30 protein-coding genes are annotated in these 23,057 nt (G+C 64.0%); 12 read left to right on the top strand and 18 right to left on the bottom strand.

The window, feature by feature from the left end; genetic code table 11:
- Positions 1 to 9 precede the first annotated feature (9 nt).
- The 16 genes from C100_RS39310 to C100_RS39240 all read right to left on the bottom strand — a co-directional run bounded on the left by C100_RS39310 (position 10) and on the right by C100_RS39240 (position 16,205).
- Positions 10 to 1,011 (bottom strand): head maturation protease, ClpP-related, encoded by a 1,002-nt coding sequence (locus C100_RS39310; RefSeq protein ID WP_200866575.1) that lies wholly within the window; start codon positions 1,009 to 1,011, stop codon positions 10 to 12.
- On the bottom strand, positions 1,001 to 2,296 hold the full coding sequence (locus C100_RS39305; protein ID WP_200866574.1) for a phage portal protein: 1,296 nt from the start codon (positions 2,294 to 2,296) through the stop codon (positions 1,001 to 1,003). Before C100_RS39305 ends, C100_RS39310 begins: the two co-directional genes overlap by 11 nt.
- 5 nt (positions 2,297 to 2,301) lie before the next feature.
- A complete protein-coding gene (locus C100_RS39300; RefSeq protein ID WP_037530719.1) occupies positions 2,302 to 4,083 on the bottom strand; it encodes a terminase large subunit in 1,782 nt (593 codons plus the stop codon).
- Positions 4,059 to 4,514 carry a hypothetical protein gene (locus C100_RS39295; RefSeq protein WP_024020599.1) on the bottom strand — a complete coding sequence of 152 codons (456 nt, stop codon included), beginning with the start codon at positions 4,512 to 4,514 and terminating at the stop codon, positions 4,059 to 4,061. The genes C100_RS39300 and C100_RS39295 overlap by 25 nt, the downstream gene beginning before the upstream one ends.
- A gap of 48 nt (positions 4,515 to 4,562) precedes the next feature.
- Positions 4,563 to 4,826, bottom strand: coding sequence for a hypothetical protein (locus C100_RS39290; protein WP_024020598.1), 264 nt, complete (start codon positions 4,824 to 4,826; stop codon positions 4,563 to 4,565).
- Positions 4,823 to 5,152: an HNH endonuclease signature motif containing protein gene (locus C100_RS39285; RefSeq protein WP_031309788.1), complete on the bottom strand. Its 330-nt coding sequence runs from the start codon at positions 5,150 to 5,152 to the stop codon at positions 4,823 to 4,825. The genes C100_RS39290 and C100_RS39285 overlap by 4 nt, the downstream gene beginning before the upstream one ends.
- A 164-nt stretch (positions 5,153 to 5,316) precedes the next feature.
- Positions 5,317 to 5,775, bottom strand: coding sequence for a hypothetical protein (locus C100_RS0124905; protein ID WP_152536485.1), 459 nt, complete (start codon positions 5,773 to 5,775; stop codon positions 5,317 to 5,319).
- A 260-nt stretch (positions 5,776 to 6,035) separates the two neighbouring features.
- Positions 6,036 to 9,068: a phage/plasmid primase, P4 family gene (locus C100_RS39280; RefSeq protein ID WP_161633924.1), complete on the bottom strand. Its 3,033-nt coding sequence runs from the start codon at positions 9,066 to 9,068 to the stop codon at positions 6,036 to 6,038.
- Between the two features lie 97 nt (positions 9,069 to 9,165).
- On the bottom strand, positions 9,166 to 9,603 hold the full coding sequence (locus C100_RS39275) for a single-stranded DNA-binding protein (protein WP_024020594.1): 438 nt from the start codon (positions 9,601 to 9,603) through the stop codon (positions 9,166 to 9,168).
- Positions 9,600 to 10,019: an ASCH domain-containing protein gene (locus tag C100_RS47580; protein WP_024020593.1), complete on the bottom strand. Its 420-nt coding sequence runs from the start codon at positions 10,017 to 10,019 to the stop codon at positions 9,600 to 9,602. Before C100_RS47580 ends, C100_RS39275 begins: the two co-directional genes overlap by 4 nt.
- Positions 10,016 to 10,210 carry a hypothetical protein gene (locus tag C100_RS39265; RefSeq protein ID WP_024020592.1) on the bottom strand — a complete coding sequence of 65 codons (195 nt, stop codon included), beginning with the start codon at positions 10,208 to 10,210 and terminating at the stop codon, positions 10,016 to 10,018. Before C100_RS39265 ends, C100_RS47580 begins: the two co-directional genes overlap by 4 nt.
- Complete coding sequence (locus C100_RS39260; RefSeq protein ID WP_052028322.1) at positions 10,207 to 12,873, bottom strand: DNA methyltransferase; 2,667 nt, start codon at positions 12,871 to 12,873, stop codon at positions 10,207 to 10,209. The genes C100_RS39265 and C100_RS39260 overlap by 4 nt, the downstream gene beginning before the upstream one ends.
- Positions 12,870 to 13,994 (bottom strand): phage Gp37/Gp68 family protein, encoded by a 1,125-nt coding sequence (locus tag C100_RS39255; protein WP_024020590.1) that lies wholly within the window; start codon positions 13,992 to 13,994, stop codon positions 12,870 to 12,872. Before C100_RS39255 ends, C100_RS39260 begins: the two co-directional genes overlap by 4 nt.
- A complete protein-coding gene (locus C100_RS39250; protein WP_024020589.1) occupies positions 13,991 to 14,443 on the bottom strand; it encodes a hypothetical protein in 453 nt (150 codons plus the stop codon). Before C100_RS39250 ends, C100_RS39255 begins: the two co-directional genes overlap by 4 nt.
- Positions 14,440 to 15,702: a hypothetical protein gene (locus C100_RS47575; RefSeq protein WP_024020588.1), complete on the bottom strand. Its 1,263-nt coding sequence runs from the start codon at positions 15,700 to 15,702 to the stop codon at positions 14,440 to 14,442. The genes C100_RS39250 and C100_RS47575 overlap by 4 nt, the downstream gene beginning before the upstream one ends.
- Entirely contained in the window at positions 15,699 to 16,205 is a 507-nt protein-coding gene (locus C100_RS39240) for a hypothetical protein (RefSeq protein ID WP_152536484.1), read from the bottom strand. The genes C100_RS47575 and C100_RS39240 overlap by 4 nt, the downstream gene beginning before the upstream one ends.
- Before the next feature lie 105 nt (positions 16,206 to 16,310).
- Here C100_RS39240 and C100_RS39235 point away from each other — a divergent pair, with 105 nt between their 5' ends.
- Positions 16,311 to 16,550, top strand: coding sequence for a hypothetical protein (locus C100_RS39235; protein WP_031309780.1), 240 nt, complete (start codon positions 16,311 to 16,313; stop codon positions 16,548 to 16,550).
- Here the strand turns inward: C100_RS39235 and C100_RS39230 are convergent.
- Both C100_RS39230 and C100_RS48325 read right to left on the bottom strand, forming a co-directional pair.
- Positions 16,528 to 16,926 carry a hypothetical protein gene (locus C100_RS39230; protein WP_024020585.1) on the bottom strand — a complete coding sequence of 133 codons (399 nt, stop codon included), beginning with the start codon at positions 16,924 to 16,926 and terminating at the stop codon, positions 16,528 to 16,530. The genes C100_RS39235 and C100_RS39230 overlap by 23 nt on opposite strands.
- Positions 16,926 to 17,195, bottom strand: coding sequence for a carph-isopro domain-containing protein (locus C100_RS48325; protein ID WP_152536483.1), 270 nt, complete (start codon positions 17,193 to 17,195; stop codon positions 16,926 to 16,928). The genes C100_RS39230 and C100_RS48325 overlap by 1 nt, the downstream gene beginning before the upstream one ends.
- Before the next feature lie 48 nt (positions 17,196 to 17,243).
- Here C100_RS48325 and C100_RS47935 point away from each other — a divergent pair, with 48 nt between their 5' ends.
- The 11 genes from C100_RS47935 to C100_RS39190 form a co-directional block, all read left to right on the top strand.
- Positions 17,244 to 17,912 carry a LexA family protein gene (locus C100_RS47935; protein ID WP_084625423.1) on the top strand — a complete coding sequence of 223 codons (669 nt, stop codon included), beginning with the start codon at positions 17,244 to 17,246 and terminating at the stop codon, positions 17,910 to 17,912.
- Positions 17,913 to 18,269: 357 nt separating this feature from the next.
- Positions 18,270 to 18,416 (top strand): hypothetical protein, encoded by a 147-nt coding sequence (locus C100_RS48640; RefSeq protein ID WP_024020581.1) that lies wholly within the window; start codon positions 18,270 to 18,272, stop codon positions 18,414 to 18,416.
- Complete coding sequence (locus tag C100_RS39220) at positions 18,413 to 18,640, top strand: hypothetical protein (protein ID WP_024020580.1); 228 nt, start codon at positions 18,413 to 18,415, stop codon at positions 18,638 to 18,640. The genes C100_RS48640 and C100_RS39220 overlap by 4 nt, the downstream gene beginning before the upstream one ends.
- On the top strand, positions 18,637 to 18,861 hold the full coding sequence (locus C100_RS0124890; protein ID WP_031309778.1) for a hypothetical protein: 225 nt from the start codon (positions 18,637 to 18,639) through the stop codon (positions 18,859 to 18,861). Before C100_RS39220 ends, C100_RS0124890 begins: the two co-directional genes overlap by 4 nt.
- Positions 18,858 to 19,250 carry a hypothetical protein gene (locus tag C100_RS39215; RefSeq protein WP_024020578.1) on the top strand — a complete coding sequence of 131 codons (393 nt, stop codon included), beginning with the start codon at positions 18,858 to 18,860 and terminating at the stop codon, positions 19,248 to 19,250. Before C100_RS0124890 ends, C100_RS39215 begins: the two co-directional genes overlap by 4 nt.
- 2 nt (positions 19,251 to 19,252) lie before the next feature.
- On the top strand, positions 19,253 to 19,837 hold the full coding sequence (locus tag C100_RS39210; RefSeq protein WP_031309777.1) for a hypothetical protein: 585 nt from the start codon (positions 19,253 to 19,255) through the stop codon (positions 19,835 to 19,837).
- Positions 19,837 to 20,241 (top strand): DUF4326 domain-containing protein, encoded by a 405-nt coding sequence (locus C100_RS0124885; RefSeq protein WP_084625422.1) that lies wholly within the window; start codon positions 19,837 to 19,839, stop codon positions 20,239 to 20,241. The genes C100_RS39210 and C100_RS0124885 overlap by 1 nt, the downstream gene beginning before the upstream one ends.
- A 43-nt stretch (positions 20,242 to 20,284) precedes the next feature.
- On the top strand, positions 20,285 to 21,490 hold the full coding sequence (locus C100_RS39205) for a phosphoadenosine phosphosulfate reductase domain-containing protein (RefSeq protein ID WP_024020576.1): 1,206 nt from the start codon (positions 20,285 to 20,287) through the stop codon (positions 21,488 to 21,490).
- Positions 21,487 to 21,993, top strand: a complete 507-nt coding sequence (locus tag C100_RS39200) for a hypothetical protein (protein ID WP_024020575.1) — start codon at positions 21,487 to 21,489, stop codon at positions 21,991 to 21,993. Before C100_RS39205 ends, C100_RS39200 begins: the two co-directional genes overlap by 4 nt.
- The gene (locus C100_RS39195) at positions 21,990 to 22,217 is read left to right on the top strand and encodes a hypothetical protein (RefSeq protein WP_024020574.1); all 228 of its coding nucleotides are present in this window, start codon (positions 21,990 to 21,992) and stop codon (positions 22,215 to 22,217) included. The genes C100_RS39200 and C100_RS39195 overlap by 4 nt, the downstream gene beginning before the upstream one ends.
- Positions 22,190 to 23,057, top strand: an 868-nt coding sequence (locus C100_RS39190; RefSeq protein WP_161633923.1) for a hypothetical protein, incomplete at its 3' end; no start/stop codon positions are given. The genes C100_RS39195 and C100_RS39190, both read left to right, overlap by 28 nt.

Here is a 23,057-nt window from a genome sequence, read left to right as displayed (position 1 = left end):
CTCCTGGTTTTAGGTGCGAAGATCGTTGAGCAGGGACTGCGCCGCAGCCATCCACTCGTCGTCGTTGCCGCCAGCGCCAGGCGTGTCGGCGGGGTCTTGGGCAGCGCCGGACGTGCCCTTGATATTCTTGATGCGGGCGCGCGCCTGCGTTCGCGTCAGGCCGCTGGAAATCAGCGCCATTTCCGTGGCGCGCACATCGTTACCGTCACGGTCTGATGCCTTGGCTTTCTCATCGACCTTCGTCTGATCCGCCGGCAGCAGCGCGTCGGCAAATCCCCGATCGATGGCCACCGAACCGGACATATAGGTTTCGGCATCCATCCATTTGATGCAATCAGCGACTTTTTGACCGCTACGCTGTGCATAGACATCGGCCATGGCCTGGTCGAAGGGGGCGAGATATTCGGCCACTTCCAGCATGTCGTTCCGATTGCCAGCAGCATAGACCCAGCAGTTATGGATCATCAGGAACGATGCGGCGCCGATTTGCACTGTGTCGCCCGCCATGGCGATGATTGACGCGGCAGAAGCGGCCATGCCCATCACCTTTACGGTAACGTCCTGCGGATGCTCGCGCAGAACATTGTAGATGGCCAGCCCCTCGAACATGTCGCCGCCGGGACTGTTGATCTGCACCTCGACAGGCCGATCGCCAATGGCACGCAGCTGGGCCGCAACCTTCTTTGCTGTTACCCCGCCCCCGGTCCACCAATCCTCGCCGATGATGTCGAACATGGTGATGACATTGTCGCCAAGTTCCAATGCCACTGGCCGGATGCCTGCAGCGTCTGCGTTCCAGCGGTCCAATACCGAGGCGGGTGCGAAAGCGCTGACATCGCGGCTTGCCGGTATGGGAAGAGCCCCGGGCCGTGTGCGCGACTGAATCCCGCCAATCACAGCGGCGGGCTTGCCGGGGGCAGGTTGCGTGGGCTTCGCCCCCGGTGCAGGGCGCGTGCCGATGGTCTTGACGGCTTCGGGCTTCGCCGGTGCCGGCGCACGATCAGTCATCATCGCTTTCCTTCGGTTGCGTTGCTGGCTTGGCGCTTTGCTTCGGCAGGTCGTTGCCATCCGACCGCGGATTAAGGTCAAATGCGCCGCGAACTTCATTTGGCGTCCGGTAGGCATTGCCCTGACCCAGTGCCTTGGCGAAAAATTCCGCCTGATCTTTCAACGACCCCCGCAGCAGTGCGCCCTCATTGAACTTGACGTAAAGTTCATCGGCATCCTGCTCGGTTGGCGTCAGACAGGAACGCTCGATCGCCTGCTCCCATGCGACGAACCACGGCATCAGGCAGTAGGTAACGAAGAATAGCCCCAACTGCTCGATACCGCTGCCCCAGCTGGTCTCATCGAACATGAGTAGTGGACGGGGAACGCCGGTTACGCGCGAAACCTCTTCTGCCTGACGCTTGCGCAGTTCGTCATATTGTGCGTCTTTCGCCGATGTGACGAACGGCTTGGCCTTTAGCCCTTCCTCCAACACCATCCATTCGCCGGCATTTTCGGCACCAGAATGATCTTCGCGCAGGCTTTCCTGCAGCCGCGCCACCGCTTCATCGCCAAGGGTCTTGTCGGTTTCCAGCGCGCCGCCAGCCATCACGCCGCTACCCAGCAGCTTTCCAGCGGCTTTCTCGGCTTGGCTCGCAATACCGATGGCGTTGCAGGCGACATCGATCAAATCCATGCCGATCAGCCCGTCACGGCTGATGGGATGGCGGAAATGGAACACGTCAGCACTGCTTAAGATCGCGGTGCCACCGGTTGGGCGGCGATATTCGAATGTTAGCCGCCAGTCGTCGGACAGCTTCGGCGTAACCGTTCTGCGCTTCAGGGGCACCAGCTGTACAACCTTGCCGCCAAGGCCCCGGATGATCAGGGCATAGGCATTACCGTCAAGCAGGGCGAGCGACTGCATGTAGCTTTTGAACTCGAAGGCCGTCTGATATTGGTTCGGCCGCTTGTGCAGCACGCGGTAAAGCGGGTGGTCCTTCGCCTTCTCAATTCTCTCTTCGCCATTCACAGTCTGCCGACGCATCAGATGCGTCGGCAACATGCCGATGGATCCGGCGATGACGTTCAGCGCGCGGAAAAAGGTGCTGTTGCGCAGCGCCATTTTCTCCGAAACAGATACACCCGATGCGCTCACGCGACCGTCGCGCAGAAACTCGCGCAGCACCGGACTATCAAAATCCATGGCAGTTAGTGCGTGGACATGCGGCCGAATGACCTGCGGGGCACCTTTTTGCGCACTGGAACGGCGAAAGCCGGACGCGGCGCGATAGTCGTCGGGCGACATGCGGGTTAACGGGCCATGCCGACGCGAAGCACGCCGCGCCGCTGGTAGACCGATGGCGGCTTAGCCTCCGGGTTTGCCTCCAGCAGCTTGGTAGCGTTCAGACCGGCCATGAACGGGTCGATCTTCGCCTTGCCGGCGGCCTGCTTCGTGATGATCACAGCATTGCCTCTCTGTTCGGCCTTGGCGTTTCCGACGCACCAGTTAATGAGCGGCGCGCCCGAATGGGCGGCCATGCGATGTTTCAGTTTCCGCTCCAGCGACCACACAGCCGACGCAAGCCGGTATCCCTGTGTCACGCCGACAACCTGGGGATGCACCAGTCCGATCTCGGCCAGCGCATCGACCAATGCCCCAACGCCTTCCGGGTCGAGCCCGATCGCGCCTTTGTCGGGCAAAAGGCCGCGATCCTTTACGCGGCCGATGATGTCGACGATCTCCCGCACGTCCTGCTCATCGCCCAGAAGCTCTGTGGGCGGCGCCTCCGCGTCGTCATCATCGTCCAGCGGCGGACCGCCATTGTGGCCGATGATGACAAGATCCTGGTCGCGTTCGAAATCCAGAAGGCGCGGCGCGATTTCATGACGCAGATCGAGCACCTCGCGATAGACCCAACCCCGGAACCAGTAGAGCCACCGCTTGGTCCCTTTCTCGCGGCCAGCGACACATAGCCCATAAAGATCGTCCAGCCCGCCGCCGTCGACACCGACCACGGCGACCTCGCACTGGTCGAGCAGATAATCGAGATCGCGCAGCCTCGGGTCGGCCGCCTCCTCCCAATAATCCGCGCCCCGCCAGCGATCCGTATGGAGCGCCAGCCCGATCTGGATGTTGAGATGCTGGGACGCCCAGCGCCTCTCTTCTTCTGGCCCCTTGTCGACAGCAGCTTGATATTCTTCGATCAGCCGCGCGACTGTGATGGACCGGCCCAGGTTCGGCAGCACCATGTACCAATGACGCGGATCCTGCCACGGCTTCGCCGGGTCGGTCTGCATCGCCTCCGGAAACTCATAGAGCAGCGGAAGCATCCGGGCATTGGCTATGCGCCCGTCCCGCACGCCTCTTGCGTAGTCCAGCTCCGTCTTGAATACGCCGGCTGGAGCTTCATCGCTCTGCGTCGTGATGATGACCAGGAACGCCTCGGGATTCGCGATCATCCCGCCGCGCAGCTGTCCGATCACGCGAGCAGCGTAGCTGATGGAGCCCATCAGGTGCAGCTCGTCGATCAGCACCATCACGGGCTTCGACCCGGTCGCAACCTTCATGTCGAAGGTCTTGATCTTGAGCGTCGCCTTCAGAACCCGGTCGTAAATCGCCTTGCGATGATCCGCGACGTGGAAGCGCTGTTTAAGATACGGGTCGGCATCGATCATGCCCGACGCTTGCTGAAACGCAGTGTCGGCAATCTCTTGCGTTGGCCCGACCAGCACAAATTCGGCGCGCGGCCGTTCGTTCATCAGCAGCGCCGTCACGCCGATCGCCGCGCCGTTTGTCGTCTTCGCGTTCTTTTTCGGAACCAAGGCCATGACCTCGCGCACCTGGCGCTCGCCATCGACCATGGAACCGAAGATCGCCCGCACGATGTCGCGGCCCCATTCCCCGGCCGCGTCCTCCATCAGCGGCTGTCCAGGCACGTCCGGCAACCGCAGGTTGTTGAAGATCGCAACGGCGCGATCGGCCTCATTGTCGTTGAGTGGCAGGGGCGGCAGCAGCGATCGTCCCGCCTTCAATCGCTCTGCCCAATCTGGGCAGGCGAAATTCCATGTCAGTGCCGCAGCAGGTTGCCCCATGGGCTGCCCTCATGAGCCGTGTGCGCCGCCTCGACGGCTGCTTCCTTTTTCCCCTTCTTGGGCGGCTTTGCCTGGCGCGTTGGCTGCGATGTGGCGCCGGTCGCAAGGTCTTGACGGTCGAGCCGTTTGAACAGCTTGTCCATCGCCGACACGTTGCCGGCATCCACCTCCTTGGCCAGCGCGGCCAGCAGCTTGCCCTCCAGCCGGTGGCGCGCTTCAAGCCGCGCGCGCAGCTCCCGAAAATAATGTTTCCGCAAAGTCGGCGGTGTGATCGAAAGGGCAGCCGCAATCTGCTCTTCGTTCTTGTCGAACGCTGCTAACAGCATGACTTTACGTCTATTTTCATCCGTTGGCATGTGTGGCGGCCGCCCACGACGCCCATGCCCCTCCGGGATTGGGTCTCCCAACAGGTCAAAATCCCAATCCGACATAAAAAATCCCTACGTGGGAGGACCAGCGGTGCAGGGGCGACCACCGTCCTAGACTTTTGACCCGCCCCCCTCCGGCAGCAGCGTCACGGCCACGAGGCCGGTCACCCGCTCGACCGAGATCGTCTCGCGGGTCCGGTCGATGACTGGAAGGCCCGCAGCATCGACCTCGTGTCTGTCCACCCAGCCCGCTTCGGCATCATAGGCAATGACTTTATCCTGCCTGATCCCGTTCAGCTCGATGTGTAGACGGCAGCCAAGCGCAGGGTCGTAGTCGCGGTCTTCGATAGAGTAGCGAGAGGGCGCGCCGGTCATCGACCCTTGCCCCATGTCTCGCCCCGCGCCCGCGCCGCCCGCGCCTTCGCGGTCTTCGCCTGGTGCTCGCTGAAGGTGAGCCATTCGGTGTTGGCGGGATCAAGGTCCGCGCCGCCATCCTTGCGCTCGACCTTGTGGTCGAGGATCATTCGCTCACCCGGCTTGGCCCGCTGCCGCGCCAACGCATAGTCAGCGTCCCGCTTACGGTCCCGCACCAGGTCGCGCCACGCGGCCGAAGAGTAGAACCGCTCGACACCCTTGGGCGCGGCCTTCACCTTCGAAGGCATCGATCCGACGCGCGAGCCGATCGCCTTGAGCCTGCCCATGCGCATGTCCTGAAACGGCAACGCCCCGCCGGGCAAGGGGCCAGGCGGGGCGCTGCAAGGTGAGGAGTGGATGCCGCGACCAACCTACAGGCCTGCCCCAAGCGTAGATATCTATAGGCTGAAATGGCCCGAGATGCGCACAAACATAATTTGCCGACCTCAACTTATAGCGTTTGACATGCCAACTCCGCGCTTTTCTGCGCGTTTGCGGCTTTCGTCACCAGATGCATGGCCCGCCCATACCGCATTCGCAGGCCGTTGGCGCCCAGCTTGATGCCCATCGGCTTGCGCAGGCGCATCCACGGCACCTGCTTGTCGCCCCGCGCCAGCGCCCCGATGGCCAGCGCGATCAGCCGCCGGTCCTCGGGCCGCGCCGCCATCACCCATCCGAACGCCTGCTCCATCTGATCGACGTCGCGGCGTGTGGCGGGCAGGGGCTTGATCGGAATGTCGCTGCTGTTGCCCAGGTAGCCGCGCGCATCATAATCGCCCGCTTCCCGCTCCCGCACGATGTCGGGCCAACTGGCCTTCACCCGCAACCAGCCCGCTTCCCGGTCGGACAGCCGCCGCATCACCAGCATCGCTTCGATCAGGCGCTCTTCCACATCGGCAAAACTATACATCCTCCCTTCCTCCCTCTCTTGGGAGGGAGATATGGGAGGAAGAACAGTAATAATATCAATAGGATCGTTGTCAGATGGGAGCATGGGAGGAATATCCTGTAAAGTTCGCGCGCGCCTGCGCGCATGTGTCACGCGCGTGCGTGCGCGCATCCGTGGACTTTGAGCATTTTCCCTCCCAAGCTCCCCGAAGCTCCCAAAGCTGCGGAAATCTGCGGAAAACGGGCTAGGCCCATCCTCCCAGCGGAGGGAGTGAGGGAGGATCAGGGCGGCAAATCATCATCGTCAAACGTCGTCGGCGGCAGCGGCGAGGGGGGAACGGGGGGCGCCTCGGCCACCGGCGGCGACGCTGGCGCACCAAGCGGCGCGCCGGCGCTGGGCATGTCGGGATGCCGGGGCGGCGGCAGGTCGCGCTGAACCGTCTTGCCATCCTCCACAAAGTCGATCGGATCATATCGCAGCACGATGTCATGCCATTTCATCGAACTGGACTTGGCGATCTTGAAGCTCTTGCGCTCCATTTCGGCGCGCAGCTTCTTCTTGGACCAAGAATTTCCGTTTTGCGGCAGGTTCTCCGACCATGTCTGCCAGGCCACGAACAAATCGTGCAGCGGCGTCGATCCGACCGTGCTGCCCGGCTCGCGGGCGACGCATTTGGTCAGGAACTGGCCCAGCAGGTCGTTATCCTCATGATAGGCCTGCGTCGCCTCGACCATGGCGTCGGGCATGGTCAGCCCGTCGGTCAGATAGGCGAGCGCGCCTTCGATCATCCGGTTGAGGATGCCCGACATTTCGGCGCGCAATTTCGCCTTGAGCAACGGATCCTGATCTTCCTTGGCGATGATGATGGTCCATGGGACCACCTGCATACGCCGCCGGATGCCGAAATCGGTGCCGATCCGGGGCAGGTTGTTCGCCATCACCGTGTTGGTGAAGGTGATCAGCAATTCGAAGGCCGGACCATAAAGCTCGCGCACGCCGCCGATCGGCTCGTCGGACGTCAGCGATTTGACCAGCCCGTCGGAAAACTTGCTGTTATCCTCCGGTTCGTTGGCATAGACCATGCGCCGCCCGGCCAGAGCGGCCAGATGGGGCGAAGGGCCGCCACCATTGCGCTTGAAGCCGCTGTCCATGAACGTCTCGATGCCGGTCGCCCAGGCATAGTCGCCCAGTATATGGGCATGGGTCTGCACCCATACGCCCTTGCCGTTCGAACCTTCGCCATAGAACAGCGCCATCACCTGCGCGTCGGCGATGCCCAGCGCATTATAGCCCGACCAGCGCATCAGCCATTCGCGCATATCGGCCGCCGGCTGCACCTGCGTCAGAAAGCCGTCAAATTGCGGGCAGGGCGCGCCGGGTTCATAGGCCGCCCGTGCGATCTTGGTAATCCTGTCGTCGCGCCGATGCTCGCGCAGCTCGACGCGCGCAGGCAGGTTCCGACCATCCGGGCCGACGTCTGGCCGATGGAACACCAGCGTCCCGTTCTGGACGTTCAGCGCCAGCGGATCGGCGTCGAACTCCTCCGGCCGGGCCGACAGGCGCGGCGGCGCCAGCTTGCGCAGGCACTCGATATGGCCGCTGCTCTCCGACGTGCGGCCCCATGCGGCCAGCTTGTCGGAAAAGAGGACGATGTCACCATTGCTCTTGACCTGGACGATATAGTCGTGACGCGGCCCGTCGTGCCGATTCTTGCGGGCAAGGCTGCGTTGCAGATACCACATGGCGCTGCGCCGGGCCTGTCGCTTCTCTTCGGCCTTGATGAACTGTTTCTCCGCCCAGCCGGGGTCGCTCTGCGCCGCTTCGTCCTCGGCGTCTTCCGGGCGATCATCCTCATGCTCGGGAATATCGCCCTCTTCGGGCGGGAAGGGCACGCCGCTCGCGCGGATCAGATCGGCTTCGTCCTGGATGCTGCGCACCATCTTCTGCGCGGCGATGCCGAACAGGGCGTCGGCCATGCTCCGGTTCCAGCGGGTGCCGTCCCACGCGATATAGCCGGGCGACGAACTGCTTTCCGCCCACGCCGCCACACACAGGAAATCATGGCCGCAACGCGCCATGAAGCGCTCCAGATTGCCCAGGTCCGTCATCGGGTAGCGCGCGCATTCCAGCGTCACAGCCTCATCTGCGGCCGCCCCCGCCCCCTTTGCACAGGCTATGCCGCCTTCCCCTCCCGCTTGGGAGCTTGGCTCGCCATAATCAGTCGAAGGGGGAGGAGCGGAGGCGGAAGAGCGGGGGGAACGATGCGGCCGCGCCGCGCGCTGGCGCGCGCGCGTCGCGATGTCGGTCAGGTCGCGGGGCGTATCCTCCCCGGCGGTCCATCCGCTGTTGATCGTGGCGTCGAGCTGGCGATCGTCATCGTCGCCGGGATTGTCGCGCGCGGCCGCCTCGATCGCCGATCGGGCGAAACGGGCGTCCAGCGCGGGGAAGGGCGTCGATACGGTCAGCGACGCGATTTTCAGCGCGCTTTCGTTCAGCTGGTCGTTGCGCGATCCCGTCTTGGCCGATCGCACGGCCCGGCATTCGGCATCCAGCGCCGAAAGCCCATATTTGCGGATGGCGTCATATTCGGCCTGGCCGACATCGGCGGGCTTGCCGGACGGGGCCACCGGCTCGGCCGCGCCGGATGATCGCGCTGGCGGCCGATCGGTGTCGGCCCGCGTCTTCCTGGCGCGCGACCGCAAAATCTCGACCAGCGCCGCCGGCGCCTCGGCCGGATCGTCATGCCGGTTCGACAGCCAGCTATAGCGGCCTTCGCTCCCATCCGCGCGATAGAGGATCGAGGGCGGCGCGATGACATAGCCGCCCAGGCCGCGCACATCGACATGCCGGGGCAGGTTGCCGCGATTGCGGATCGGCTCGCCGCCGTCCTGCGGCTGCAACAGATAGACATGCACCCCATCGCTCTGCGTCATGGCGGTCAGGCTGCGGGGCAGGTCGCACCCCATCTGCTCGACCAACGCGGCTTTCAGCGTCTCCAGCGTGAAAACCTCGCCCGTCTCATCGTCGGTGCGCGGGTCGAAATCCAGCGCGAACAGGCCATTATGGCCCATCGCCAGCCCGATCATCGCGTCGGGCCAGCGTCGCCACCACGCCTTGATGACCTCTTCGTCGCGCGTCGCATCCTTGACGCCTGACCCGCCATAGGGGGCCTTGGCCTTCAGCGTGATAGTCTCGCCATTGCCCTTCGTCAGATCGAAGTCCCGCTCGCGGCACGGAAACACCGGCCACCCGCGCCGGGCATAGCTCAGCGCGGCCTGGCCCAGCGGTGACAATATCGGTGCGGATTGGCTCACAGTCGTAAAATTCCCCCCGGCGGCGGCGATGTCCGCCCCGGTCAATCGGTCTTCAGGATGCTGGCGTCAGGACGGGCGCCGTCGGCCCGCGCGGGCGTCAGAATGGCACATGATCGTCCAGGTCGTCGCCGCTGCCGCCCGCCGCGCGATCCCGGCCGCTATCCTCGCGGCGCGCGGCATCGTCCTGGCGCGTGTCCATCAGCTTCAGCTCGCCGCGCCCCTTGGGCAGCACGATCTCCGCGATCCGGCGCTCCACGCCCTGGCGATCGGTATATTTGCGGTGCCGCAACTGCCCCTCGACATAGACGGCGCTGCCCTTGCGCAGATAGGACATGGCCAGCTTCCCCAGCGCCTCGTTGAAGATCGCGACATTGTGCCATTCGGTCGCGGACTTGCGCTGATTATCGGCCGTCTTCCAAAATTCGGTCGTGGCCAGGCGCAGCGATACGACCGATCCGCCGCCGGGCAGGTCGGCGCTGCGCGGATCCTCGCCCAGAAAGCCGCAGAGCATGGTTTTGTTGATGCAGGCGGTCATAGCAGCGCCCCCTGTGCGGATTGCTGAATGACGGCGTAGACATCATCCGGCATATCGATTTCGAACAGGCCTTGCCGACCGATACATGGGAAAGGAACCGGAAGGGGGCGGACATCTTTCGGCGCATAATTTCCATATAGTCGCTCGATCGGGCCGATCGTATCGACCAGATCCTCCGACCGCCTGATGGACACCAGCATGGCGGTCGCGACCACAGCGCCAAGCGGAAGCTTCGCTGGCAATCGCCCGAGCGTATGCTCGACCGAAGCAAAATCACGTTCATCCGCTGTCCACCGCTTCGCTGCATGGATGGCGATCAGACCGCGATAGCCAGTGGACCAATGCCGCGTCTCTATGCGCTTGTGACCCAGTGCGATGGCCGATGCCCATGGTTGCCAAAGTGATAGCGCTTTCACCAGTTCCTCCCCTTGCCATCATTCCAGTGGGCGATTGCCGCGCCGTCGTCCCGCGCGCTGTCGATCGCTTCCGCGCCGGCGCGGCGGCAACCGGGGCACTCGACCCAGGTCGAAACGCTGTCGCCGTCCAATATCCGCGACCGCAGTCCCGGCATTCGCCCGCAATTGCAGCGCACGGCGCGCGCGTTCATGCCGCCTCGCCCATGTCGAGCAGGCTGAACAGGTCGCCCGTGGCTCTCCCGGCATCCTGCTCACGCAACAGGCTGACGCCGTCGGCGAAATAGCCCGGATTAAGCTCGCTCGCCGCGCCGCGTCGCCCATGTTTTACCGCGCGCAGCGGCACCGTCATCAGGCCGCCAAACGGGTCGTAGATGAGGTCGCCGGGGTTGCTCCATCCCTTGATCGCGCGATCGACGATGTCGAATGGCAGGGGGCACAGATGCTGTTCGCGCCCCTTGGCGGACTGCATCGTGTTCGCGCCATACATGCGGGCGACGTCGGTCCACACCTCGGGATGCCAGCTCTGCACCGGCATCAGCGCGAAATCGGTAGGCAGCGACCAGCGGGCCTCTGCCGCTTCCATCAGCGCGACATGCCCCTCATGATTATAGACCGTGGCCCAGCTCCACGCGCGCACGCGCTGATAGACGCTGTCCCAGGGCAGTCCCGCCAGATCCTCGGGAAGCAGCGTGCGGTTGCCGCTCGACCGCCAATAACCCGCCGCGTCGGTCTGCCAGCGCGCGCGAGAATAGCCGGTGCCGGGCACGGGACGCGCCTTCATGGCCTTGACCGCGCCATCATCCCATGGCTCTGGCTCGATCGGCCCATCCTCGTCGTCGACATATTCGACCATCGGCTTGCCCTTCGTCACCGGCGTGTCGGCATAGCCATTGCTTCGATCGGTCGGCGGCTTGCGGAACAGCAGCAGATATTCAGGCAGGCCCACGCCCATGCCCGACGCATCCTTGCACTGCTCCGTCCAGCCCAGGCGATAGGTGCCGGCATTCTCCCGCACCACGTCGGTGACGATCGTCACCATGCCCAGATAGGCGAAGCCATGCCGGCGATAATGGTCGATGCAGCGCGCATGGAAGGGCTCGATCGTGCGGAAGCCCAGGCCGGTCATGCCGCTGGGCACGACACGGTCCTTCACATGCACGGCCAGACGGCGGCCCGGCTGCAACACCCGCAGCAATTCAGGCGTCAGATAGTCCATCTGCGCGAAGAAATGATCGCTGTCGTCGGTATGGCCGAAATCATTATAGCTCGGCGAATATTCATACTGCGTCCCGAACGGCACGCTGGTGACGATCAGGCCGACGCTGTCGCTGCCCATCTGCGCGGTCTGGATGACGGTGTCGCCTTCCCACACTGTCCAGTCTGGCCCCTCGGCGCATTCGAACGCGGGCTTGGCTGTCACCGTCCGGGCCAGCACGTCGCGCGCGCCGGTCAGGCCCAGGCCATAGGTGCGGATGATCTCGCTCATGCGCGCGACCATCGCCTTGTGCCGCGCCCATTTGCCTTCCAGCACGCGCCGCACCGCGCGCTCCGCCTCTGAATAGATCAGGTCGATGCGCACCTGGTGGGTTTGCAGGAAGCGCTGGATGCGGTGAATGGCCTGGATGAAGTCGTTGAACTTGAACCCGATGCCCAGGAAGATCGCCCACCAGCAATGGCGCTGGAAATTACAGCCGCTGCCGGCAAGCACTGGCTTGGCCGCCAGCTCCTGAACCTCGCCATCGGAAAAAGCGATGATGCGCCGCTCGCGCTCGTCCAGCGGCTGCGCGCCGTAGATGGAGGCGACATTGGGGATGGCCCGCTCTATCGCCTCGCGCTCGCGCTCCAGATCGTGCCAGATGATGCGATGCGCATGCGGGTCTTCGGCCCGCAACGCCATCATCTTGGTGATGCGCGCGTCCAGGCTTTCGCGTTTCTCCCGCGACGCATCGACAATGCCGATCGCATCCTTCTTCAGCAGCAAACCCTGGCCGCCCTTGTCAGCGCCGGCGTCGCTATGGTCCGATGGAACTTCATGCCATCGCACGTCGATCTCGGGCAGTTCATAGCCCGCATCGGAAAAGCCCAGGTCGCTCGGCCGCTGCACGAAGGCGGCCCAGCTATTGACCCACAACCAGAATTCATCCTCCTTGTGGGGATGGATGGTCAACTCGTCGGCCTTCTCGCTGTTGCGCCGGAAAAACCGGGTCTTCGCCTGCCCGACGTCCATGATCTCCAGGAAGGCGGCATAGGCCAGCAGCTCAATATAGTCGTTGGGCGATGGCGTGGCCGTGGCCACGAACTTATATTGCATCCCGTCGAACAGGCGCATGAACTCGCGGAACGTCTTGGTCCCGCCGAACCCGCGCAGGCAGGATGCTTCATCCAGAGATGCGGCATTGAACAGGGTCAGGTCGATCTTGCCATCGCGGACAGATTCATAGTTGGTCAGGTATAGCGCGCCGCCAGGCCGGTCGGCGTGCAGCGCCATATCGGCCGTGCTGCGGATGAAGATCGGATCAAGGCCCAGCAGGGCGGCATCGCGCTTGAACTCGATCAGCACGGTCAACGGCACGACGATCAGTTGTCGCCCGCCCAGCTGCTGGCCAAGCTGTCGCATGATCTCCAGCTGCATCAGCGACTTGCCCAACCCGAACGCGGCAAAGATCGCGCGACGGCCGCCCTCGACGGCCCATCGCACCAGCATCTGCTGATGCGGTTTCAACGTCGGATGCACATCATTGGCCGCGATGGGCAGTCCCAGCGGCGGCAGGGTGATGATCTTGGCCCGGATGAAGTCGAGATAGTCGAGCGGCTGCGCGGCCGTGCTGGCCTTCAAGGCGCTATTGTGCCTCACGCCGGCACCTGCGGCATGGCGTCATGCAGATTGCCGTCGAGATAGCGTCCCGTCATGGACTTGACGGCATGTAGAGGATGTCCGCAGCCAGTCGCCCAGACCTTGCCATCGGCTGTCATCTGGCCTGATGGGAGCCATTGACCCCATTGTTTGAAGAAGAACGGCGCGCCGGCATCGGTGCACTGGTCGCGCAGGCTACGTGCCCAGCTATCATGCATCGGTCGGCTGCCGGGGCCGCTTTCGCCGCCAACAACGACCCAGTCGAGATTAGGAGTATCGGGATGCTGATGAACAGCGTTGGCTTCGCACCGAGGGCAAACATGTCCGAAATCTTGATGGCCACATTTGTTGCAAAACTCGCCGGCATTCGTGCCAATCCACCCGCAATGATGACATACTTCATCATCAGGCGCGGACGACGACCGCCATCCACATTCTTCGGCACATTCATAGCTGCCCGGCATCCATTTGCCGATATCTACCCGCCCCAGCAACGGTTCGCAGGACAGCCAGCGCACGGCGGCCGGTGTCGCCAGCAGGTCGGGAATGCGTCCGTCGGCGCGGGTCTGGTCCTCGGCCGACACACCCAGCCAGACATTGGGGAGGGGCCATTCGAGCCGGGCCGGTAATCCCGTTGGGGCAAGTATCACGAAGAAACCTGCATGAGGTTCGGCCAACGAAGGCCAGTGGTGAGGCGGAGAGAACACCCGTTCCACAACAGTCCCAAGGCTAGCAACAAACGCCCGCATCCGATCGGCACGCTTGGTCAGCACCTGGTGAATATGATGCGGGGTCAACGCCATGACCGCGAAGCAGCGGTCGATCCATGCGTCAGGCACGGCCGGATGGAAGATGTCGCCATGCGCGTTCCAGAAGATGCGCCGCGGACGTTTCCACCGGAGCGGTTGCAGCAGTTGCTCTTCGTTCAGCCGCACCTCGCCCGTCCAGACCGGGCCGGCCTTGCTGTCCCGTGTCAGGCCCTTGCGGGTCGGATGGTTCTTCAGCCGCGTGCCGGCGAGCCGCATAGCATAGCAGTTTGTGCAGCCCGGCGAGAGGACGGTGCAGCCGTTGATGGCGTTCACAGTTGCGTCGGTCCACTCGATCTTGGTGCCGTCGCTCACGCCGCCAGTCTCCGCATCAGATGATGCACCGGCTCGGCGCTGTAGAGGCCCAGTTCGCGGGCGATGGCGGCGCCGTTGCGCATCCCTTCGGCCAGCATCGCCCGCACCTGCGGCGCGATCTCGCGTTGCAGCGCCGCCCGCGCCTCGATGCGCTGGTCCTGCGGCTTGCGCTCGGCACGATCGGGCAGGGGCTTGACCCCCTTCACCAGAAATGTCTGCCCCGGCAGCGGCCTGGCCGTGCGCTTGGCGACATAGCGGAAATTCTCTTCCCCCGGACCGGCCATGCGCCGCTGGCGATACAGCACGACATGGCCGTCATCGGCCGCCTTGCGCAGCAGCGCCGCCACTTCGGACCGGACCGGCAGGAAGGTTGCGCGGGCATAGACGATCGTCTCGCCCGCCTTCGCGCTCTTCAGCCAGCTGATGACCAGGCTCTTGTGCGCGATCATGCCGCCACCTTCCGCATGGTGTCGCCAGCCTTCGCCGCGCCGCCGCGCCGCGCGCGCAGATGGTCCAGCCCTGCGTCGATCGCGGCGCGCATCGCCGCTGCCGTGCTTTCGTCCAGGTTCAGCGCTATGCCGCATCCGGTCAGGACGAACCCATCGGTAAAGCGGCTGTCGGCGATCGGGTGGAACAGCCGACCCGGCGGCAACGCTCCGCCCAGCCCCCCCATCGCCGGCAGCGTGTTCGCAGAGGCGCAAGGATCGACTTCCGGCAGCGTGTTCGCAGAGGCGCAAGGATCGACTTCCGGCAGCGTGTTCGCAGAGGCGCAAGGATCGACTTCCGGCAGCGTGTTCGCAGAGGCGCAAGGATCGACTTCCGGCAGCGTGTTCGCAGAGGCGCAAGGATCGACTTCCGGCAGCGTGTTCGCAGAGGCGCAAGGATCGACTTCCGGCAGCGTGTTCGCAGAGGCGCAAGGATCGACTTCCGGCAGCGTGTTCGCAGAGGCGCAAGGATCGACTTCCGGCAGCGTGTTCGCAGAGGCGCAAGGATCGACTTCCGGCAGCGTGTTCGCAGAGGCGCAAGGATCGACTTCCGGCAGCGTGTTCGCAGAGGCGCAAGGATCGACTTCCGGCAGCGTGTTCGCAGAGGCGCAAGGATCGACTTCCGGCAGCGTGTTCGCAGAGGCGCAAGGATCGACTTCCGGCAGCGTGTTCGCAGAGGCGCAAGGATCGACTTCCGGCAGCGTGTTCGCAGAGGCGCACCGATCAGTTTCCGGCAGCGCGCGGGGGAGTGAAGGCGCCGGAACCGGGGACGAACAGGGGGAAACCGCCCCCGCCTCCGGCGCCTTCCCGTCCGCGTCGGCGGATAGGGGCGCACCGCCCGCCGCGTCCGGTGTCTCCTCGCTGCGCGCCATGCGCATGGGCCGCGCGAACATGTCGGGCAGCACCGCGCCGTCCGTCATGGCGGCGATGGCGGTGGCGAACGTCTCTTCGGGCACCACGTCGCCCGCCAATATGCGCTCGATCAGCGACCCGCTGTTCAGTGGATGACTGCCCGCCCGCGCCGCACCCTCGATGCCGTCGCGATGGTCCAGCAGCCAGGACGCCAGCGCCCAGGCGCCAGCGCTCGGCTCGTGCGCATCGACGAACCCCATCTGCTTGACCTGGCAGGCGGTGATCAGCTGCGCGGGTCCGTAGATGCCGGGCGTCAGCGCGCGGTCGAACGCCGCAAGGCTGAACGGACGAAAACCGGACAAGTCGATCATGCGCACTCTCCCTTGATTTTTGCGGCCAGTTTCAGGCGAAGCTGGGCCGAAACCCGGTCCAGATCGTCCAGCGCGTCGAGCGCGCGCCGCGCCTCGGTCGGATTGACTTCCTCACCGTCCGGGCCGTGCGGGCACACCGCATCGGCGACCGCGCGCGACACGTCGCCGAACTCGGCCGCCATTTCGGCGACCGTGCGCATCATCCCGTCGGCGTCATCACGGCCCAGCGGCAACGGCACGAACACGCCGCCGCGCCGCCGGCACAGCCAGCTGGTGACATGCGGCCAGCCCGCCGTGCCATGGGTGCAATCCTCCAGATGGTCGATCAGGTCGATCGGCGCGAAGCGCGCAACGTTGGGCAGGCCATAATCGCTGACCTCCTGCTGCCGGATGCCTGTCTCGGCCTCCACGGCGGCTTGCCCGCCAAACGCCTTGGCCAGCGCCTTGAACGCGGCTTTCAGCGCCTGCTGGTCGGGGGAGAGGGTGGCGGTCCGCCCCATCACGCTGGCCCTCCAGGGGCGCGGCAACGGTTATTCAGACCGGAACTTGCCGCCGCGCCCCTTTCGGCTATCGTGGCGGGCGCAGACTCACCACGAAGGAGATGGCATGTGAGCGATGCAGACCCTACAAACGGTATCGACGTGGAGGCCGTGACCGGCTTCCACTTGGGCATCGCGATCCTCCAGGAATTGCAGGATCGGTTTGGAACAGACTTGACCGACGCCGTCCTGCGCCGGGTGGAGGCGCAGCGACAGGATTTGCTGTCGGAAGAACTGAATGTGGACGCCGCCCTGCTGGATGAGGGCATATACACGATCAGGACCATCACTGAGCGCCCTGCTGATTGATCATACGAATCTCACGTCGCAACTCCGCAAGTTCGACGCTCAGCGCCATGCTCGTGGCGATCTCTGCTTCCAGCGCCACTGACACGCGCAGGAATGCAGCGCGCAGATCATCTGCGGAGGCGTTCGGGTCGGCAAGCACGGCCGATGCGCGGGCGACGCGCTCTCCTTCCATCCGGCGCGCCTTGAACGACAATGTTCTACCGATGCGCCGAACGAAGGCGAAACGGCTCGGCTTGATGGATAGCGGTTCGCCCATGGGTATGATTTTCATGCGCTCGCGGATCATGTCGTGCTCCTCGCTGACGGGCTGGGCCTGGACCGGTCGGATGAGCGAGCGGTCGAGTTGAACCTTTGGGGTGCGCAGGGAACCGCGCATCACGCCGCCTCGCTTTGCTGCGCTGCGGTAAAGTCGTCCCCTTTACCGGATGACGGGGTGGCCGTCGGGGCGGTATGCGTGTTGGTGTCGGCAACCGTTTCCAGATCGACGCCCTGCCGTTCGGCAAGCGACCGAATACTTGGCATCCGCCACTTCGGAATGCGGGCACCGGCTTTCCAACTCGATACGGTCGAGGGTGAAAGCTCCAGTTCGCGAGCGACTGCACTCGTTCCTCCGAGTGCGGCGATGATGTCAGATGCAGTAGCCATGGCCACGAATTACGAAAACCGTAATTAATTTGCAAGAGGAAAATTACGATGTTCGTTATCGACGCCGGTTTACGATTTTCGCAATGTCTGGCGGTGCTGACCCATGACCAACTTCTCGCGGAATTGCGCGCGCAGATTGCCGCCAAAAAGTTCCCGCAAAAACGGCTTGCCGAGCATCTGAGGATCGCACCGGCGCGCATAAGCGAGATTTTAAAGGGCGATCGCCGCATCCAGTCGCAGGAAATGTCGTTGCTTGCAGAATGGCTGGGTCTATCGGGAAGCGGAGGGGACGGGCCATTCGTCCCACCTAACGCGCTCCCGGTAGCTTCTATTCCTCTCCTTGGAGAGGTTCCGGCAGGACCATGGAGAGAGGCGATCCGAAAGACTCATCAATATATTCCTGCCCCTGAGCCAGGTATGCCGATTTCAGCCTATGCGCTTAAGGTGACGGGCGATTCGATGGATAAGATTGTGCAAAACGGGGCGACCATCATAGTGGACCCGGAAGATCGGGATCTGTTCGATAAATGGCTGTACGTTGTGCGCAACAGTGAAGGCGATGTCACCTTCAAGCAATATCGCGAACGTCCTGCCCGCCTCGTGCCTTGCTCTAACAATCCAGAGCATGTGGTCGTGCCTGTTGCTGATCGGGAATATGAAATCGTGGGCCGCGTCATCCTGATCACGATGAGGCCGGATCAGGCTGCTCTGGACTGAACCCGTTCGCGCCGGACCTCAATCTGTCCCGGCACCGTGACGTAGAAAGTTCCCCATTCATCATAACTGCCAAGGTCGTGAGCGATCATATCGCGCCGCACCCTCTCTCTGCACGAGCGCCATGGTCCTACGGGCATGTTGAAGCACAGGGCGCGATACCACGTAATTTCTTCCATGAGACCTCCGAATCAAGCGGCTCAATCTGGAACAAAAAAAGAACGACTAGCAAGCCGGTAAACCCTGTTTCCTGTGGATAATCCCAGGGTGGCATCAATCCCTGAGTGAAATTACGAAAACCGTATTGACGTTTAATTACGGAAAACGTAATCAGCCTCTCGTCATCAACGGGAGGCACCCATGCCCTATTCCGATTTCTCACCCGAGCAGCAGGCGGCGATTGACCGCTCTTTGCAGGCGGAAGCCACCGCCTTTCTCTACATGCTCGTGTCGATCCTGGCGCTCACGCTGTCGGTCGCGCTCTTCGCCTGGGCCATCTGGGCATGAGCGGCGCAGACAAAAACGGTCGCGCCTATGCGCACCTTTCATCGCTCAAAGCGGGTGATCGTGTCGAAGTCGATGGCGATTTCACATGTATCCCCGCTGGATCGACCTTGACCGTCGAGGTTGATCCCACAGGCGAACTGTTCATCCCATGCACTTCGGGAATGCATTTTCTCGATGGTCAGTTGTGCGGCGAGGACACGCTGGTCGGAGTGTATCCGGCATGAGCGCCCATCTCTCCTCTCTCGGTCTGGCGGGCCTGCACCTTGAAATGGTGTCGGGCCATGTCGCCAGCCTCGCCGCGCGCACCGCCGGCGATACGACGACGGTCGGCCAATATGTCGAGGAACTGGAAAACCAGTCCATCGCCCGCGACGCCTTCCGCGCCGAGCTGGAGCGCATCACCGGCCTGCCCGCCGACCTGATCGAACGGAGGCTGGCGCTGTGAGTAGCTTCGAACGATCTGTTGCCGATGCGATCGAGGATGCCCGCGCCGCCCTGGACCATAAGGTCGGGTTGGGCACGATGCGCCAGGTCGAACGCGATACGCTCGCCATGCTGCTGGAGGCCGTTGTCGGCCCCGGTGTGGAGAGCCGGACCAAGGCGACGATCGCCGCCACCCGCGCGATCGAGGCGGTCTATGAACTGCTGAAATTCGCCCGAGAGGGCAACCAGATGGCCAGCACCGCCTATGCCATTTCCGTCGCCGAAAATCTGGCCGACGCCATCCGTCTCGCGATCGATGCGCAGGGCGGGCCGGAAGACGACGATGAAGCCCAATTCTACGCCGCCGTCACGCGCTATCTCGACGGCCCCACCACCCCGCAAGGAGAATGACCATGACGCTCGCCACCACGGCCGAGGAAGCTTTCGCGCGCTATGAAGCCGCGTTCAACGAAGATCGCCTGATCCAGGACAATTGGCATGAGGAACGGGACGGCCGCAATCTCGCCTGCGCGCTCGGCGTGTTGGGGGAAGAGGTTGACGGTCCGGCCGCTTGCCCCGCCGATGTCATGCCGCGCTGGCTGGCGAAGATGGTCCCCTGGTTTTTCGACCGGATGGAATTTGACGACGCCCGCCAGTGGGGTCTGGAATTCTATGCCGAACTGAAGCGCCTTGGCGGCAAGGTGCCGTTCGATGTCATTTATCGCTGGCACGCGGACCATGTCACGACACTGGCGATCGAGGTCAGTGAGGAACGCAAGCGCGACCCCGAACCCCATCGCAAGCTCCAGTCACTGCACCGGCGCGCCCTCGCCGGGGACCGCGCCCCGGTCGAAGAATGGCGGGCCATCCTTAGGGACGCAGGCGCCGACGCCTACGCCGACGCCGACGCCGACGCCACTCGTCGGGCGCGGATGACGCGCCTCGCGCGCGGCATGGTGGAGTGCCTGAAGGCCGTCCTGGTCTTGGACGCTGGCTGATGGACGCGGCCTTTGGCATCAGGGATCGGGAGCGCTGCGCGCTCCCGATCAACTCTCAACGCAAACCGCGACGGCATCAACGCAGCCGCAAGCGAGGCGCGCGGACGCCCGAGGGCGTCATCTATTGCGGGCGGCCCACCATCCGGGGCAACCCCTTCCGGGCCGATTGCTTCGGCCACGTCAGGTCCGTCCGGCTCTATCGCCGCTGGATCGAGCGCAAGCTGACCCTTCCGGACCTTGAAAGGCTCGGTTTCAACCAGCCGGAAATCAACGCCCTGGTCGACTGGCGCAATCGCCTCGACGCTGAGCTTCCCCGCCTGCGCGGCCATGACCTCCAATGCTGGTGCCCCCTCACGACGAAATATTGCCACGTCGAAGTCTTGCTGGAGGCGGCCAACCGATGAACCACGCCCGCCTCCTGAACGCCGAAGCGGAAAGGGTCGCCGCATGACCGCGATCGACAACCTCTTCGCCGCCGGCGCCCGCATGGTCAGCGAGGAAGCGATCGAGCTGACGTTGCAAAGCCTGCGCGCCTACTGGGATCGCCATGCGCATGTCGCCATTGCATGGTCAGGCGGTAAGGACAGCACGGCCACCTTGACCCTGATGATCCATTTGATCGAGGCGGGCGAACTGCCACGGCCAGCCAAATTGCTCGTTTTCTATGCCGACACGCGACAGGAACTGCCGCCGATCCAGATCGCCGCTGAGCAGGTGATGGCGTTGCTGCGTCAGCGCGACTGGATCGAGGTCTTCGTCGTGCGCGCGCCACTCGACAAGCGCTTCATGGTATACATTCTCGGCCGGGGCGTACCGCCGCCCAACAACAACACGCTTCGCTGGTGTACGCGGCAGATCAAGGTTGAGCCGATGGCCGAAGCTCTTGCCGCCGCCATAGCTGATTTGCCCGGCACTGCCTTGATGATCACGGGCGTCAGGCAGGGCGAAAGCGCGGTGCGTGACGGACGTATCGAAATGTCCTGTTCGAAGGATGGCGCGGAATGCGGTCAGGGCTGGTATCAGCAGGCCCTTCCCGAAAGCAGGGGCGTGCGGGGCCGCATCGCGACGCTCGCTCCGATACTGCACTGGCGGGTCTGCATCGTCTGGGACTGGCTCAAATTCTATGCCGGGCAGCCCGAATTCGGGGGCTGGCCGACGCGCATTCTGGCGGACGCCTATGGCGGCGACGACGCGGAGGAAATCAACGCCCGCACCGGCTGCATCGGCTGCCCTCTGGCGGCAAGGGACACCGCGCTCGATTATTTGGTCGGAACGGCCGAGTGGGCGCACCTCGCACCGCTCAAGGAACTGAAGCCGCTCTATCGCTGGATGCGGGAGCCGGCCCAACGCCTGCGAAAAGCCGGGGCTGAGACGCTGAAGGACGGCAGTCTGGCCAAGAACCCCCAACGCATGGGGCCGTTGACGCTTACCGCCCGCGAACAAGCGCTGGCGACGATCCTCGACATCCAGTTTCGGGCGCGGATCGACCTCATCAATAATGAGGAGGAAGCGCGCATTCGCGAACTGATCGCTGCGCAAACCTATCCCGATAAATGGGACGGCAACGAACCTAACGCTGCGGTTTGGCTCGACCGTGTCAATGGCGACGGCTCGATCGAACCGATCTTGTTCCGGGACATGGTGGGATCATGACCGGCCTCGATCGCTACGCCCCACTGGCGCAGGAGGCCGCTGCCGCCGTCGAACGACGCCAGGCGCAATATCCCGCGCTGATCGCGGCGGGCAAGCTCCCGGCCGATCAGGCGGAGCGGGAAATCCGCGTCTGGCGGGCCATCGCTTCGGACTGGCGCTGGGTCGTCACGCTCGACAGGCGCGACGACGCCCCGGCGACGCTGGAGGAAAAGCTGGCCGCGCTGGAGGAAAGCCGCCGCCGCGCCGAACGCGCGATGCGCCGCGCCTTCGACCGGGCGGACAGCAGCGTGCGGGAAGCATGGCGGCAGGACATGGCCATCGCCGTCATGGCTGACAGATTCGGTGACGTAGCCGCGCCATTCCTGGCCGCCTGGGAACAATATTGGTGCATAGCCGACCTGCTGGACTGGTATGGCCGCGAACTGCCCGTCAGCGGCCGCCCCGGCATCGCTTATTATGTGAACCGCCATGTGCGCGCGGCTAACCGGGCGAGGGCGGCATGAGCGCGGCCGCTATGCCCAGGCGGCGCCAGCGCCAAAAGGCCGATTATCCCGGCAAGGTGGCGATCCGTCATGCGCGGGAAGCGGCCGAGGCCATGGGTATCAACCCCGGCGGGCTTGAGATATGCCCGGACGGCACGATCCGCATTTTCGATCGCGCGGCGATTCCTGCCGCCGCGCCCAAGGATGAGTTTGAGGAATGGCTGCAAAGCGGCAAACTGGGGTAGAGGGCGTGCACATCGTCACGTCACGCAAGCCGGGCAAGCCGGTGCGCCACTATATCTACGCATGGCGCGGCGGCCCGCGCATCCGCACGGTCGAGGGCGGTGAAAAGCCGACCATCACGCGGGATGATGTGAAGGCGATAGCGGCCGCGCTGGAAGCGGCCAGGCCAGTGCCCAAAAACACGATCGGCGGCCTCGCCACATCCTATCGCAGCAGCCCGGAATGGAAATCACTGGAAGCCTCGACCCGCGACACATGGGGCAGGGCGCTCGACAAGATCGAGGCCAAGTGGACGGAAGTGCCGCTGCGCCTGTGGTGCGACCCGCGCATGGTGACGCAGGTGGTGAAGTGGCGCGACGCCATGGCGCAAACGCCACGTGCCGCCGACATCGCGGTCGCCCAGCTCGCGCGACTGCTCGAATTCGGCCGTCTGCGCGGCCAGCTGACCGTCAACATCGCTGCCGGCATCCCCACGCTCTACCGCAGCGCCCAGCGCGCAGAGATCATCTGGACCGATGACGACTTCGCCACCTGGAACAGCCATGACAAGGTGAACCAGGCGCTGCGCGACGTCGCCGCACTGGCCGCCCATACAGGCCTGCGCCGCGCCGATCTGATCGGCCTTGTCTGGTCGGAAATCGGTGACGTGGCCATCAGCCGCATCGCCCGCAAAAAGAGCCGGGGCAAACGCCGCCGCGTCGTTATGCCGATCCTGCCCGCGCTCCAGCAGCTGCTGGACGATCTGAAATCGCGCAAGCGCAAACCCGGTGTCGAAACCGTGCTGGTCACCAGCCACGGCACGCCATGGTCCGGCAACGGCCTCTCCGGCGCGTTCGGCAAGG

Source organism: Sphingobium sp. C100 (assembly GCF_000508185.1).
Lineage (GTDB): Bacteria > Pseudomonadota > Alphaproteobacteria > Sphingomonadales > Sphingomonadaceae > Sphingobium.
The sequence above is the reverse complement of the archived record's forward strand: the minus strand, read 5'-3'. Positions and strand labels throughout refer to the sequence as shown.